This window comes from Kushneria sp. AK178 (assembly GCF_053903105.1).
Genome location: NZ_CP096381.1, coordinates 1015029 through 1029877 on the forward strand (window position 1 = coordinate 1015029; position 14849 = coordinate 1029877).

Annotated in this window: 13 protein-coding genes; 8 read left to right on the forward strand and 5 right to left on the reverse strand. The window is 64.1% G+C overall.

Annotated elements, in window-relative coordinates; genetic code table 11:
- Positions 1 to 281: 281 nt before the first annotated feature.
- Complete coding sequence (locus M1D97_RS04565; protein ID WP_456269560.1) at positions 282 to 1661, reverse strand: NAD-dependent succinate-semialdehyde dehydrogenase; 1380 nt, start codon at positions 1659 to 1661, stop codon at positions 282 to 284.
- A 194-nt stretch (positions 1662 to 1855) separates the two neighbouring features.
- Between M1D97_RS04565 and M1D97_RS04570 the strand changes: the two genes are divergently transcribed.
- Together M1D97_RS04570 and M1D97_RS04575 are read left to right on the forward strand one after the other, a co-directional pair.
- A complete protein-coding gene (locus M1D97_RS04570; protein WP_456269561.1) occupies positions 1856 to 2317 on the forward strand; it encodes a tellurite resistance TerB family protein in 462 nt (153 codons plus the stop codon).
- Between the two features lie 56 nt (positions 2318 to 2373).
- Positions 2374 to 3348 (forward strand): alpha/beta hydrolase, encoded by a 975-nt coding sequence (locus M1D97_RS04575; RefSeq protein WP_456269562.1) that lies wholly within the window; start codon positions 2374 to 2376, stop codon positions 3346 to 3348.
- A 6-nt stretch (positions 3349 to 3354) separates the two neighbouring features.
- On the opposite strand, the gene M1D97_RS04580 is transcribed toward M1D97_RS04575, so the two are convergent.
- A complete protein-coding gene (locus tag M1D97_RS04580) occupies positions 3355 to 4473 on the reverse strand; it encodes a serine hydrolase (protein ID WP_456269563.1) in 1119 nt (372 codons plus the stop codon).
- A 54-nt stretch (positions 4474 to 4527) separates the two neighbouring features.
- Positions 4528 to 5652, reverse strand: a complete 1125-nt coding sequence (locus tag M1D97_RS04585; protein ID WP_456269564.1) for a serine hydrolase — start codon at positions 5650 to 5652, stop codon at positions 4528 to 4530.
- 192 nt (positions 5653 to 5844) lie between these two features.
- Between M1D97_RS04585 and arfB the strand changes: the two genes are divergently transcribed.
- The 3 genes from arfB to dcd all read left to right on the forward strand — a co-directional run bounded on the left by arfB (position 5845) and on the right by dcd (position 7963).
- Positions 5845 to 6255 (forward strand): alternative ribosome rescue aminoacyl-tRNA hydrolase ArfB, encoded by a 411-nt coding sequence (gene arfB, locus M1D97_RS04590; protein WP_456269565.1) that lies wholly within the window; start codon positions 5845 to 5847, stop codon positions 6253 to 6255.
- A gap of 151 nt (positions 6256 to 6406) precedes the next feature.
- A complete protein-coding gene (apbC, locus tag M1D97_RS04595; RefSeq protein ID WP_456269566.1) occupies positions 6407 to 7213 on the forward strand; it encodes an iron-sulfur cluster carrier protein ApbC in 807 nt (268 codons plus the stop codon).
- A gap of 183 nt (positions 7214 to 7396) precedes the next feature.
- Complete coding sequence (gene dcd, locus M1D97_RS04600) at positions 7397 to 7963, forward strand: dCTP deaminase (RefSeq protein WP_086622150.1); 567 nt, start codon at positions 7397 to 7399, stop codon at positions 7961 to 7963.
- Between the two features lie 20 nt (positions 7964 to 7983).
- Here the strand turns inward: dcd and cadR are convergent, their stop codons facing one another.
- Positions 7984 to 8415, reverse strand: coding sequence for a Cd(II)/Pb(II)-responsive transcriptional regulator (gene cadR / locus M1D97_RS04605; protein WP_456269567.1), 432 nt, complete (start codon positions 8413 to 8415; stop codon positions 7984 to 7986).
- A gap of 160 nt (positions 8416 to 8575) precedes the next feature.
- On the opposite strand from cadR, the gene M1D97_RS04610 reads away from it, so the two are divergent.
- Together M1D97_RS04610 and glpT are read left to right on the forward strand one after the other, a co-directional pair.
- A complete protein-coding gene (locus M1D97_RS04610) occupies positions 8576 to 10972 on the forward strand; it encodes a heavy metal translocating P-type ATPase (RefSeq protein ID WP_456269568.1) in 2397 nt (798 codons plus the stop codon).
- A 96-nt stretch (positions 10973 to 11068) separates the two neighbouring features.
- Positions 11069 to 12403 carry a glycerol-3-phosphate transporter gene (glpT, locus tag M1D97_RS04615; RefSeq protein WP_456269569.1) on the forward strand — a complete coding sequence of 445 codons (1335 nt, stop codon included), beginning with the start codon at positions 11069 to 11071 and terminating at the stop codon, positions 12401 to 12403.
- A 26-nt stretch (positions 12404 to 12429) separates the two neighbouring features.
- Here the strand turns inward: glpT and M1D97_RS04620 are convergent, their stop codons facing one another.
- Entirely contained in the window at positions 12430 to 13398 is a 969-nt protein-coding gene (locus M1D97_RS04620) for an alpha/beta hydrolase (protein WP_456269570.1), read from the reverse strand.
- A gap of 261 nt (positions 13399 to 13659) precedes the next feature.
- Between M1D97_RS04620 and M1D97_RS04625 the strand changes: the two genes are divergently transcribed.
- Positions 13660 to 14760 (forward strand): YncE family protein, encoded by a 1101-nt coding sequence (locus M1D97_RS04625; protein WP_456269571.1) that lies wholly within the window; start codon positions 13660 to 13662, stop codon positions 14758 to 14760.
- The last annotated feature ends 89 nt before the right edge of the window (positions 14761 to 14849 follow it).

A 14849-nucleotide genomic window follows, 5' to 3' on the forward strand; every position in this document is an offset into this window, starting at 1 on the left:
CAGGCTTAATGTGAACATAATCAACGGTAGTTCACACAGCGTCTGGCCTTCGGGTCAGCCATCATGACAGCAAGGGACGGCATATGCGTAATATCATCTATCTGATCGGTCTGGTGGTCGTGGTACTTTTCATTCTTTCCTTCCTGGGGCTTCGTTGATTGCTGCCTGACAGGAGCTGAAAAACAGTGCCGCCACGCAAAATGCCCCGGGGTTACCCCCGGGGCATTTTTTATCCGTCATGACAAACGAGCGGGCCGCCTGCGACCCGCTCGCGGCCACCGTTACTGCGTGGCGATCATCAGCGACTTGGTGTTGACGAATTCGAGCATGCCGTAGCCGCCGTGCTCACGGCCGTAGCCACTCTCCTTCACACCGCCAAAGGGCAGGTTGGGCTGGGCAATGTAGTAGCCGTTGACGCAGACCATGCCGGTGTCGAAGTGATCGCGGGCCAGACGTACGGCGCGCTCCTCGTCCTCGGAGAAGATACCGCCGCCCAGGCCGTAGACCGAGTCATTGGCGATGCGCAGCGCGTCTTCCTCATCGCGGGCACGGATCAGCGACGCCACCGGACCGAACAGCTCGCCGTCGTAGGCCGGCATGCCGGGCGTGACGTTGTCCAGTACCGTGGACGGATAGAAAAAGCCGTCCACGTCGGGGACTTCGCCGCCGGTCAGGCAGACAGCGCCCTTGTCGACGGACTCCCTGACCTGCTTGTGGAGCTCGTCACGCAGATCCTTGCGGGCCAGCGGGCCGAGCTGGGTGTTTTCATCACTCGGGTCACCGAATTCAACCTGCTTCATTTTCTCGACGAAGGCGTCGCGGAACTGCTCGTAGACGGCATCGACGACCACGAAACGCTTGGCGGCGACACAGGTCTGGCCGTTGTTGGTGATGCGACCGGTGACGCAGGTCTCCACCGCCTTGTCGATGTCGGCATCCTCGAGCACCAGGTAGGCGTCGTTGCTGCCCAGCTCCAGCACGGTCTTCTTGAGCTGTTCGCTGGCGGCCGCGGCGACCTTGCGACCGGTGGCGGCGCTGCCGGTAAAGGTCACGCCACGGACCAGACGGTGCTCGGTGACCTGGCTTGCCTGTTCATCCCGGATGTAGAGCACGTTGAACACGTTCTCGGGCATACCGGCTTCACGGAAGATCTCTTCCAGCGCTTCGGCGCAGCCCCAGACGTTGGGCGCATGCTTGAGCAGCACGGTGTTGCCGGCCATCAGGTTGGCAATCGTGTAGCGAATGACCTGATAGAAGGGGAAGTTCCACGGCTGGATGCCGAAGATGATGCCGATCGGCTGATGCGTGACCAGCGCGCGGCCGCCCGGCAGATCGCGCTCTTCGTCGGCCAAAACGCTGGCGGCGTTGTCAGCGCTGTAGTCACAGATGCCCTTGCACAGTTCCAGCTCGGGCGGGGCCTGGCTGATCGGCTTGCCCATCTCCTCGGTCATGAGGCTCGACAGGCGATCCTGATGCTCGACCAGCAGCTCGCCGACCCGGCGGACCAGTCGGCCGCGCTCCTCGATAGAGCGCTGTTTCCAGTCGAGAAACGCCTCGTGCGTCTGCTCGATCTTCTGCTGCAGCTGGTCATCGGAGATGGTCTCGAATTCCCGGATCATCTGGCCGGTGGCCGGATTGACGGTGCTAATGGTGTTCGCCACGTTAACCTCCTGGGTTGGCTGCGAAATAACGACCAAAGTATAGGAAGCTGCCCCGGTCATTGCCGTGATCATGACTGTCTGTCATTTGCCTGATCCTCCAGCGTTGCATCGGTCCGGCGAGCAGGCGCGTCTGTACCTTGTCTACCGGGCTGTGGCATAACGAGACATGTTTATTCCCGACAGGAGAGAGCAGCATGCTAAGCACCATCAACGAGTTTCTCGAGCGCATGAGCGGGCGCGCGCCGGGGGAGCAGGACCACGAGATGACGCTGGAGCTGGCGGTGGCGGCGCTGATGTGTGAGGTCATGCGGGCCGATGGCGACATGAAGGCCACCGAGCAGCAGACGCTGCGCGACATGCTGCGGCGCCGGTTCGACCTGGATGACGATGCGGTGGAAACCCTGGTCGGCATGGCCCACCAGCAGGTCGAGGACTCGGTGGACCACTACCAGTTCGTGCGCCTGATTCGGGAGGAATACGGCTATGACCAGCGGGTCGCCCTGATCGGCCGGCTCTGGCGCGTGGCCTGGGCCGATGGCGAGCTGGACCCGCTGGAGGAGGCGCGCGTGCGCAAGATTGCCGAATTGTTGTACGTCGACCATGCCGATTTCATCATGCAAAAGCTCGAGGTCCAGCAGGCGCTGGGACTGGCGTAGCAGGCTCGCGTCTGCATTGTTGACTGCTTCCCTGTCACCGGCCACCAGGACATGCCGTGTTGTCAACCCTATTCTTTCGTTCGGGCGTGTCGGCCGGGCTGTGCCTGATGGTGGCCGCATCGGCGTCACCGGTCGCCGCCCGGGACGAGGTTCCCGAGACGCAACAGCTCCCGCCCCAGGCCTATAACGGCTATCTGGAACAGCACACGGTGCCGCTCTGGGAGGGGGACGTGCCGGATGCCCGGGGAGACGGCTTTCGTGACCGGCCCACCCTGACCATCTACCCGCCCGGGCAGCAGCCCAACGGCACGGCGGTCATCATTGCCCCCGGCGGGGCCTACCAGGTGCTGTCCGACAACACCGAAGGGCGCCAGATCGCCAACTGGTTCAACACCCGGGGCGTGGTGGCGTTCGTGCTCAAGTATCGTCTGGGGCCGGACTACCCCATGCCGGTGCCGCTGAAGGATGCTCAGCGCGCCATGCGCTGGGTGCGCGCCCACGCCGGGGACTTCAGCATCGACCCGGACCGGGTCGGCATGGCCGGTTTCTCGGCCGGCGGGCACCTGGCGGCGCTGGCCGGCACGCGCTTTGACCGGGGCGATGCAAGCGCCGCTGATCCGGTCGAGCGCCAGCGCAGCCAGCCCGATTTTCTGGTGCTGGGCTATCCGGCGCTGGTGATGTTCAGCGACCCGGACAGCCGCATCGATTACTGTCGGTTGATGGATATCGATGAGTGCGATCAGGCCTGGCGGGACCGCTACCGCCCCGAGCGGCAGGTCACCCCGGAGACGCCGCCGACCTTTATCTATCAGACCACCAACGATGAGCTGGTGCCGCCGCAGGGCAGCGTCGAGCTCTATACGGCGCTGGTCGACGCCCGTGTCCCGGCCGAGATGCACCTTTTCGGCGACGGGCCGCACGGCTCGGGGCTGGGCATGGGGGATGCGGCGCTGGACAGCTGGACCACGCTGCTGGATCACTGGCTGCGCGACCGGGGGCTGTACGAGCGCGCGTCGCCGTCGGAACACTGACGCGGCTCAGGTGGCGCTGTCGGTCTCGCCGTCGTCATCGCCGGCGGGGAGCATCGTCTCCGTGATCGCCTCGCCGAGTCGCTGGAAAAGCGCCTCGGCGGGAGCGCCTTCATCCATGTTCTCGATACAGGCCGCGATGACGATCGCGTTGTCCGGCTCGTCAGGGTGAATCACGCCCATGTGGCAGGCGCGCTGATGCTGGGTGCCGGTTTTCTGGATAAAGGACACGTCCCGCGGCAGCCCGGCTTCCAGCCGGTAGCTGTCGTAGGTGTCGATCTTGAGGTTGGCAAACAGCCGCTCGCGGTGGTCATCGTTGATCAGCTCGCCGCGGATCAGCGCGGTGAGAAGATTGACGTAGCCCTGAAGCGTGGCGCTGTTGACGCGCGTGTCGTAGTAGCGCTTGTAGGCGGTGGTCATGTCATTGGTGTCGAGCGTGTCGCGCTCGACGCCGAGCGCGCGTACCAGCGCCGCCACGCGTTCATCGCCGATCGGCGCCGAGGCAATCTCGATGAGCTGGTCGCGATCAAGGTCGCGGGCGTCGGGGTGAATTTCACTGTAAACGCCGTAGCGCACCTCGGCCAGCGTGGTCATGGGCTCAAAGTCGCTGCTGCCGAAAAAACCCTGGCGCGTCATCTGCTGCAGGCGGTCATTGAGGGTGTCCACGCCGATGGCCTCGATCAGCATGTCGGTAGCGACGTTGTCGCTGTCGATCAGCATGCGCTCCATGAGGTTGTCGAGGCTGTAAGCCTGCCCGGGCTCGACCCACAGCAGGTCACCGGCGCCGTCGATGCGCTGGGAAGGCTCAAGCGTCAGCTCGTCATCCAGCGACAGCGCCCCGTCTTCGACCTGCTGATACAGCACGATGGCCACGGGGACCTTGACCGCCGAGGAGAGATACCAGAGCCGCTCGCCCCGGTGATCGAGCCTCGTGTCATCGGCGAGACGGTGGACATGAACGCCCAGGGTGCCCTCGGCCTCATCATCCAGTGCGGTGACGCGCTCGCCCAGAGACGCCACCCAGTCCCCGTTCGTGCGGGTGTCCTCGGCGCTGGCGGCGGCGCTGGCAAGCAGCAGCAGGGCTGTTGTCACGAGTGACCCGATTCGGGCCGACAGAAAACGTGTCATGGTTGTTCTCGTTGTTCATGGGTCAGGGCCGGCCGGGCCCGACCCGGCCGGGTATCAGTGAAAGACGCCGGATTGCCAGACCGCCCGGCCGACCTCCTTCAGGGCCTGTTCCGAGCGGGCCAGCGACAGTGAGCCGCGCGCACAGGCCACCACGGCCACGCGGTGCGCCCCGTCATCGCTGTCCTGAATGGCAATACCGCCATCGCAGAAGCGCCCGCGCTGAGTGCCGGTCTTGTGGGCAAAGCTGACCGTGTCGGGCCAGTCGGCACGCAGCCGGCCGGTGCCCGTGCGGGTGCGTGTCATGACGCTCATCAGCGCCTCGGTGCTTTCAGACGACAGGAGCTCGCCGCGCGCCAGCCGGGTGAGCAGCCGTTCATGGGCGTCGAGCCGGGCGCTGTTGAGGCCGCTGGCGTAGTAGTGTTCAAAGGCCTCGCTCAGATCGCGGGCCTGAAAATCGCTGACCGGGACCCCGATGAAGCGGCTGATGGCGGCAAGGCGCGCCGGTTCCTGCCGCGCCTTGCGAATATCGACAAACTCGAGCCCGTCCAGATTCATGGCGTTGGGATGAAACTCGCTGTAGGCGTAGCGACGCACATCGGCCAGTGTGGTAATGCGCTCGAAGCCTTCCGGCACCAGCGTTGCCAGGTGTTCATTAACGTGCTCGGCACCGAGCCGGCGAATCAGCATGTCAGTGGCGGTATTGTCGCTGCGGGTAATCATCTGCTCGAGCAGCCAGCGCAGACTCAGCGTCTCGCCCGGCGAGTGCCAGTTGGTTTCGCCGGCGCCGTCGACATAGTCGCTGCGCTCGAGCGTCATGGTGTCGTCCAGGCTGAGCCGGCCGGCATCGACCGCGTCCATCAGTGCCAGTGCCACCGGCACCTTGATCATCGAGGCCAGATACCACTGCTGCTCACCGTGAAAGGAGAAGTGGCTGTCGCTGTCGAGATCGCGCACGACCACGCCGATCTCGCCCGGATAGTCGGCATTGATGCGCTCGATGTCGGCGGTGAGGCGCTTGGACCAGTCGGGCTGTGCTCTGGCGTCGACACGGTCATCCAGCGACTGCGCCGCAGCGTGACCGGGCAGGGCGGCCAGCATCAGAGTGACCAGAAACGCCGTCAGGCGATGGCGTTTTGTATTAAAAAAAGAAGAGGTGGCGGTGCGACAGGGTGCATCCATACGGCTTTGAACTTCCATGACAACGGGTGTGCTGTTATTGGCGCAGGGTGTCATGGGAGTATAGAGAGCAGACGCCCACCCGATGGCCAGCCTCAGGCGCACTTAAGACACGTCGCCCGGGCACTTCGCCGATAGCACCGGCCAGCCGGTCACGACCATCAGGCGCGCTCACGTTCCGGGACACACGATTTCATGCAGATATCACGTCACATTACCATCGACGACAGCGAGTTCGAGCTGCACGCCGTTCGCGCCCAGGGCGCCGGTGGGCAGAACGTCAACAAGGTGGCCACGGCCATTCATCTGCGCATGGACATCCAGAGCAGCAGTCTGGCGCAGGTGTACAAGGACCGGCTGCTGGCCCTGAATGACCACCGCATTACGGCCAGCGGCCTGATCATCATCAAGGCGCAGTCGCACCGCACCCGGGAACTCAATCGCCAGGAGGCGCTTACGCGGCTGCAGGCGCTGATCCGGTCGGTGATCCATACCGCCCGGCCGCGCAAGGCGACCAGACCGACCCTGGGGTCCAAAAAGCGTCGGCTCGAGGGCAAGAAACAGCGCGGTCAGAAAAAGGCGCTGCGCGGCCGGGTGGATCACTGAGACGAAAGGTGAAGTCCCGACGGGGCAGGATCGCCGCATATCCGAGTGTTTCACCTGGGATTGTCGGCGGGTGAGGGTTTATACTGTCGCCCGATCATGGCATCGCCGATGAAACAGGCGGTGTCGGCAGGGAATCGACAGGAGACAGGCAGTGCTCGAAACAGTCAAACATGTGGTGGCCGTCGCCTCCGGCAAGGGCGGTGTGGGCAAGTCCACCGTCACCGTTAACCTGGCGCTGGCCATGGCCGCCCAGGGGCATCGCGTGGGCGTGCTGGACGCCGATATCTACGGCCCCAGCCAGGCGCAGATGCTGGGCATCGAGCCCGGCACCCGGCCCACCATGATCGACGACAAGACCATGAAGCCGATCGAGGCGCACGGTCTTAAGATGATGTCGATGGCGGTGCTGGTGGATACCGAAACCGCCATGGTATGGCGCGGGCCGATGGTTGCCGGCGCCTTTCAGCAGCTTCTCACCCAGACCGGCTGGGGCGAGCTGGACTATCTGTTCATCGACATGCCGCCGGGCACCGGCGACATTCAGCTGACGCTGTCGCAGCAGGTGCCGGTGTCCGGTTCGGTGATCGTCACCACCCCGCAGGACATTGCGCTTTTGGATGCGCGCAAGGGCATCGAGATGTTCCGCAAGGTCAACGTGCCGGTACTGGGCGTGGTCGAGAACATGAGCACCCACGTGTGCTCGAACTGCGGTCATGAAGAGGCGGTCTTCGGCGAGGGCGGCGGTGCCCGTATTGCCGCACAGTACGACACCGAAGTGCTGGGCCGACTGCCGCTGACCATGAACATCCGCGAGCAGGTCGACGGCGGTCGCCCGACCGTGGTCGCCGACCCCGAAAGCGATGCGGCCCGGTCCTTCATGGCGATCAGCGCGCGTATCGACGAGCAGCTCGGCGCCAAAACGCGCGAAAGCGGCCCGTCGATCAGCTTCGGCGAATAACGCCCCGCAGGCGCGTTCGGCTGGCCTTCAATGGCCTGTAGCAGGCTTTGGTCGGACCGGATGTGCCGGTATCATGGCCGGTTGGTTGGCGCGGCGTCCGGTGCTGTCAGGTGACGCGCCGGCGCCGCGCTGCCGGTTCAGCTTTTTCTTTCCCTTTTCAGGCATTGCGACAGGACACCGCTTGTGAGCATCAAGGCAGACAAATGGATTCGCCGCATGGCGCAGGAACACGGCATGATCGAGCCGTTCGAGTACGATCAGGTCCGCCATGCCGGTGATCAGCGTGTCATCTCCTACGGGACGTCAAGCTATGGCTACGACGTGCGCTGCTCCGATGAATTCAAGGTCTTTACCAACATCCATTCTGCTACCGTCGATCCCAAGCACTTTGACGAGAAAAGCTTCGTGGATGTGAAAGGCGATGCCTGCGTGATTCCACCCAACTCCTTTGCGCTGGCGCGCACGGTGGAGTACTTCCGCATCCCGCGTAACGTACTGACCATCTGCCTTGGCAAGTCGACCTATGCGCGCTGCGGCATCATCGTCAATGTCACGCCGCTGGAGCCGGAGTGGGAAGGGCACGTGACGCTCGAGTTTTCCAACACCACCAACCTGCCGGCGCGAATCTACGCCAACGAGGGGGTGGCGCAGATGCTCTTTTTCGAGTCCGATGAGGTCTGCGATACCTCCTACAAGGATCGCGGCGGCAAATACATGGGGCAGCGCGGCGTGACCCTGCCGCGCACCTGAGCCCGTGCGTTCCGGCCCGGCTAGCCCAGATGGGTGCTGCTGCCGGGCTCTTCCTCCCGCGCCATCTCTTCCAGACCGTGCACGATGCCGCAGTCGCCCACGGCACTGGCATGCCCGCACTTCTCCCGCAGGTTTCTGAGCTGGCCGTGTAGCTGGGAAAGCTCCTTCAGGCGCACCTCGACATGGTGAATGTGCTCATCGAGCAGGGCATTGATCGCCTGACAGTCGCCCCGCGGGTCGTCCATCAGGGCCAGTAGCGCATGAATCTCGGCATGACTCATGGCCAGCGCCCGGCAGTTGCGGATAAAGCTCAGCCGCTTGAGATGCACCGGGCCGTAATGGCGGTAGTTGCTCTCGCTGCGCTCTGGCGCCGGCAAAAGCCCCTCGCGCTCGTAAAAGCGAATGGTCTGGCTGCTGCAGCCGGTCTCCTTCGCCAGTTCTCCGATTTTCATGGTCGCCTCCCCGGGTGACGTGTGCTGCTCGCCCGATGACATCAATGCGATGTCTCCAGGGCCGTCGGGCATCAGCCGTGCTTGACCTTATAGTCACTATAGGGTTTTGACTGGGCGCTATCCAGAGCTATTGGCTATTACCGTCTTCAAGGGAGCGCGCATGGCACATCACAGTGAGCCGTCATCGGGCAGCGTCTCTGTTTTTACACCCGCCACGAACAGCACTCGGGAGAGCGAGGCGCCGTCGCCATCCACCTGCTGCGAACCTCAAGCGCCGTCCGCCTGCTGCAGCCCGTCGAGCGATGCTGCTGCGCCGGGTGCCATCGACTGCTGCGGCGCCGATGACACGCCGACGCAGCGTGACGCCCCGCTCGCGGGCAGCGTGCGCGACGGTGATCAGCAGCGCACCAGCATGCGCATCGCGCAGATGTGCTGTCCGGTCGAGGAGCAGATGATCCGCAAGCAGCTGTCGGCGCGGGAAGGCGTTGAGCGCCTGGAGTTTAATCTGTTGCAGCGCGTGCTGACCGTGGTGCATGAGCCCCGGGCGCTGGCGGATATTCTGGACGCCATCCGGGCGCTGGGATTCGAGCCGGAGCTTGCCGATGACAGCGGCAGCCTCGGTCGGCAGGAAGAGACGCCGGCGCCCTGGACGCCGCTGGTCATCAGTGGTGTGGCCGCGTTTGCCTCCGAGGCGGTGCAGTGGCTGGCGGGGCCGGCATGGCTTGCCGCGGCACTGGCCCTGGCTGCCATTGCCGGCTGCGGGCTGGGCACCTGGCGCAAGGGCTGGATCGCTGTGCGGCATGGCAATCTCAATATCAACGCGCTGATGAGCATTGCGGTGACCGGAGCGCTTCTGATCGGCCACTGGCCCGAAGCGGCCATGGTCATGGTGCTGTTCAATCTGTCGGAACGGATCGAGGCGCGCTCGCTGGCCCGGGCCCGACATGCCATCGAGGATCTGATGAAGCTGGCCCCCGAGGTGGCCACCGTGCGCCGGGACGATGGGCGCTGGGAGGAAAGGCCGGTGGCGGATATCGCGGTGGGGGCGCTGATTCGGGTACGCCCCGGGGCGCGTATCGGGCTGGATGGCGAGGTGGTATCCGGCACCTCCAGTGTTAACCAGGCGCCGATTACCGGCGAGAGCATGCCCCTCGACAAGGCACCGGGCGACAGCGTCTACGCCGGCACCATCGTGGACGCCGGCGAGCTCGAGTGCCGGGTGACCCGCAGGGCCGACGACTCGACGCTGGCGCGCATCATCAGTGCCGTCGAGCAGGCGCAGAGCGAAAGGGCACCCACCCAGCGCTTCATCGATCGCTTCGCGCGCCTCTACACTCCCTCAGTGGTCGCGGTGGCGGCCCTGCTGGCGGTTCTGCCGCCGCTGCTGGCCGGCGGTGGCTGGCTTGACTGGATCTACCGAGCGCTGGTGCTGCTGGTGATCGCCTGCCCCTGTGCGCTGGTGATCTCCACGCCGGTGACCGTGGTCACGGGGCTGGCCAACGCGGCCCGGCGCGGCATCCTGATCAAGGGTGGGGTCTATCTGGAAGAGGGGCGCCGGCTGGGCTGGGTCGCGCTGGACAAGACCGGCACGCTGACCCATGGCCAGCCGCAGCAGACCCACGCCGTGACGCTCGACGGCGAAGATGTTTCGCGAACGGCATCGCTGGTGCTTGGCCTCGCCCGGCGTTCGGATCACCCGGTCTCCATGGCGCTGGCCCGCGCCGGCGAGGCCGAGGGCACGGTGCTGGCGCCCTTTGAGGCCATCGAAGCACTGCCGGGGCGCGGCATCACCGGGCTCAGCGAGGGGCGGCGCTACTGGCTGGGCCATCAGGCGCTGGTGCGTGAGCGCGGCTGTCTGAACGAGGCGCTTCAGGCACAACTCGAGACCCTTGAGCGTGAAGGGCGAACGGTGGTGGTGCTGATGGAGGAGACCCGAGCGCTCGCCCTTTACGCCGTGGCCGATACGCTCAGGGCCACCAGCCGCGACGCGGTGGACGAGCTGCACCGCTTGGGCGTGCATACCCTGATGCTGACCGGGGACAACCCGCATGCCGCCGGGGCCATCGGGCGCAGCGTCGGCATCGATCGTATCGAAAGTGCGCTGATGCCGCAGGACAAGCTCTCGCACCTCGAGGCGCTGTCGGGGCAGGGGCGCGTGGCCATGATCGGCGACGGCATCAATGATGCCCCGGCGCTGGCCCGCGCCGATATCGGCTTTGCCATGGGCGCCATGGGCACTGATAGCGCCATTGAAACCGCCGATGTTGCCCTGATGGATGACGATCTGCGCAAGGTCGCGGCCTTCATCCGTCTATCGCGGGCGACCCATCGCATCCTGATGCAGAACATCGCGCTGGCGCTGGGCATCAAGGCGGTGTTTCTCGCCCTCACCGTGGCAGGAATGGGAACCCTGTGGATGGCCGTGTTTGCTGACGTGGGTGCCAGCGTCCTGGTGGTGCTCAACGGGTTGCGGCTGCTGCGCCACGAGGCAAAGAGTGGTCAGGAAAACGCCGGCGCTGTCACCCCGACCAAGGTCTCGATGGGGGTGAATGCCTGAATGTGACATTTTGATGACAGTACGATGACCGTCATGACGGCCGGAAGATGGGCCGGGCGGTGCCGTACGGATTCAGTCACCTTCATCGAGGCATCCATGTTCTCCATCTTCAAGGCCGGGCGTCCCGGCAGGCCGCTTCCCGAAGCTGATATCGATGGCACTTACAAGCGGCTGCGCTGGCAGATCTTTGCCGGCATCTTCATCGGCTATGCCGGTTACTATCTGGTACGAAAGAACTTTACCCTGGCCATTCCCAGCCTGGTGGAGCAGGGATATTCTCGTGGCGATCTGGGGCTGGCGCTGGCCGGCGTGTCGATCGCCTACGGCATCTCCAAATTCTTGATGGGCGCGGTGTCGGATCGCTCCAACCCGCGCTACTTCCTGCCGGCGGGGCTTTTGTGCTCGGCGCTGATCATGTTTCTGTTTGGCTTCACGCAGTGGGCCACCTCCAGCATCGCCATCATGTTCGTGCTGCTGTTTCTCAACGGCTGGGTGCAGGGCATGGGATGGCCACCGTGCGGGCGCACCATGGTGCACTGGTGGTCAAAAAGCGAGCGCGGCAGCATCGTGTCGGTGTGGAATGTGGCGCACAACGTGGGCGGCGGGCTGATCGGGCCGCTGTTCATTCTGGGTATGGCCTGGTTTAACGACTGGCGCTCGGCCTTTTATGTGCCGGCCGCCGTCGCAGTCGGCGTGGCCGTCTTTGCGCTTCTGACCATGCGCGACACGCCGCAGACCTGCGGCCTGCCGCCGATCGAGAAGTACAAGAATGACTATCCGGAAGGCTACGATGAAAGCCACGAGCGCGAATTTTCCGCTCGCGAGATATTTGTCGAGCATGTACTGAAAAACCGCTTGCTGTGGTGTATCGCCCTCGCCAATGTCTTTGTCTATCTGCTGCGCTACGGCGTGCTCGACTGGGCGCCGACCTACCTGCAGGAGGTCAAACACTTCACGGTGGACACGTCCTCCTGGGCCTACTTTCTCTATGAGTGGGCAGGCATTCCCGGCACGCTGCTGTGTGGTTGGCTCTCCGACAAGCTCTTTCGGGGCAACCGCGGCGCGACCGGTATCTTTTTCATGGCGTTGGTGACGGTGTTTACCGCCCTTTACTGGCTCAACCCGCCGGGCAACCCGACCATCGATCTCTTGTGTCTGATCGCTATCGGATTTTTGATCTACGGACCCGTCATGCTGATCGGTCTGCACGCCCTGGAGCTGGTGCCCAAAAAGGCCGCCGGGACCGCGGCCGGGTTTACAGGGCTTTTTGGCTATCTCGGCGGCTCGGTCGCGGCCAGCGCCATGGTGGGTTACACGGTGGACCACTACGGCTGGGATGGTGGTTTCATGCTGCTGCTGGGCGCCTGTGTGCTGGCCATCGTGCTGCTCTCTTTGACGCTGCGCAAGCCGGCCGCCAGACACGCTGAGTGATCCCGGATAACCGGCCCTCGGGCCGGTTACAGCTCGGCACCGCTGATGTCCGAAAGTGCCAGCTTGAGCGAGCGCGCCAGCGTTGCCCCGTGATCCAGCCCCTCGAGCACTTCAAAGCGCGCGTCAAGACCGGGCGCGCTGTCCATCCGGTGCGCCAGCGCCTGAAGCTGATCGTTGATCTGCTTGTCGCTGCCGCTGTTGGCGTAGGGGCCGCGGCGCTTGAGCTCGTCATCGCCACGCATCAGCAGGGCGCTGCCGGAGTGCTCCGACGGCCACTGAAACCGATCCGCTTCCGCGAGGACCTGATAGCCGTTCCAGTGAAGCGTGGGGCTTGCCGCATACCAGTGATTAAACAGGGTCGGGCGGGTAAACAGCGCGTGCATGACGAACAGCCCGCCAAAGGAGTGGCCCCAGATCGCACGCCTTGATGGATCGATGGGCAGCTCCTGCTCGGCCGCCTTCATGATGTCTTCATTCAGGAGCTTGATGAAATCATCGGCCCCGCCGCCGCGTCGCTCGGGGTGACGGTCGTTGACGATGGGGGCCTGATCGGCGCGTTTCGGGGTGTAGTCCCACTGGCGCGCCTTGACGTCAAAGCGCGCGTCCGTGTCGTAGCCCAGTGACACCAGCACTGGTGGGGTGGCGTCATTCATGGCCTTCAGGTCCTGCTCGTCGAGTTCGGCCAGTGCGGCGTTGCCATCGAGCAGATAGATCGGCGTGTAGCCGGCTTCGGGCGGCGCCTTTTGGGGAATGGCGACGGTGATGCGGTAGTGGCGCTGACCGTCGGCGCTGGTCAGTCGATGCTCCCGGAAGTCATACACCTCCGAGCCCTTCTCGACGATCCCCGGCGGCAATGGCTCGTTGAAGTCGGGGGCCGGGCGTGCGGGCGCTGGCAGTGACCAGAGGGCGCCGGGCAGCAGGGCGAGCAGTGCCGTCCGGGTCGCGCCCTTGAGCACGCGGCGTCGGGCGTCATCGCAGGCTGGATGGTGTGTCATGTGGCCTCGCAACAATTCATGGTATTTCCCGTGACCGCGCCACCGGGCATTGGCGCCAGTGGCGCGACACTCTGATGCATGGTGCCAGTATTGCCAAAAGCTGTTGGTGCTGCTGGATTTTTGATAGATGACAATGTTAATCGTTCTCATTTTTAAGTAAAGTGGCCGTCGCGAAGGTTAAAAAAGTCTTATTGTTTTGGGTGGCGGTCGGCACTCCGGTTGCGGACGGTTACGGGATACGGCATGAACAGGGGAGAAAGCATGGCGAGGGGTAACGCAGGGGCATTGCGCTGGAGTAGTCGACTGATAGCAGCCGTGGCTGCCGCCGTGGTCATGGGGGGCATCGTTTCGACGGGGGTTGTGGCACAGCCGACAGCCCCGCAGGTGAGCAAAAGCGTCAAGCTCGACCACGGTCTTTATGAAGCGGTCTACAGCCCGGATCAGCAGCAGCTGCTGGTGGCTGGCGGTGGCTCGCGGGGCGATGAGGATGGCGGACGTATCTTTCGTCTGAATCCGAAAACGCTGGCGACGCTCGACACCCTTCATACGCTGCGTCAGGTGTTCGGTCTGGCCGTGGACCCGGTACAGCATCGCCTTTATGCCACCGGCAGCCGGGATGGTTCGCTGACCGTTGTCGATGATCGCAGCGGTGAGGTGCTGGCCACGCTGGTGCTGGCGGATCCGGACAAGCCGCTTCCCGAAGGTGAGACGAAGCCTGCCGAGCCGCGCCATGTCGTGATCGATCAAAACCGTGAGCGTGCCTACATCACGGGCGTGGCCAACGACGGCAGGGTCTGGGTCGTCAATACCCGAACACTGGAGCAGGAGGCCGCCATCGAGCATATCGGCAAGCGTCCGACCGGCCTGGTGCTTGATGAGGCCCGCCATCGCCTGTATGTCACCCTGCTGGGCGAAGACGCCATCGCGGTGATCGATCTCGACCGGGGGAAGCGCGTGGCCACCTGGCCGACCCGCCTTGCCGGCCCGATCGATATCGACATGGATCACAAGCGTCAGCGACTGCTGGTGACCAGTCCGCAGTCAGGCGCGCTCGAGGTCGTCGATGCCGACAACGGCCGGTCGCTGGGCCACTACCCGGCCGGTGATGGTGCGCTGGGGGTGACACTCGATCCGGACAATGATCATGTCTATATCGCCAATCGCAACGCCGGTACGGTGACGGTGCTCGATGGCGAGGACTATCATGAGGTTACAACACTTGCGACCGGCACCCATCCCAATACGGTCACCATCGATCCGATCACGCATCACGCCTTCGTAACCAACAAGGCGGCACGAGTCGGCAAGCAGGACGATCCCGACGATGCGCAGGGCAATACCGTCACCCTGATCACGCCCTGAAGAGTGCGGGGTTTTAACTGATAATCATTTACATTCGTGTGGCAGGCAGCGACACGTTATGACATCCTGATCATCCGAACATTGATGAC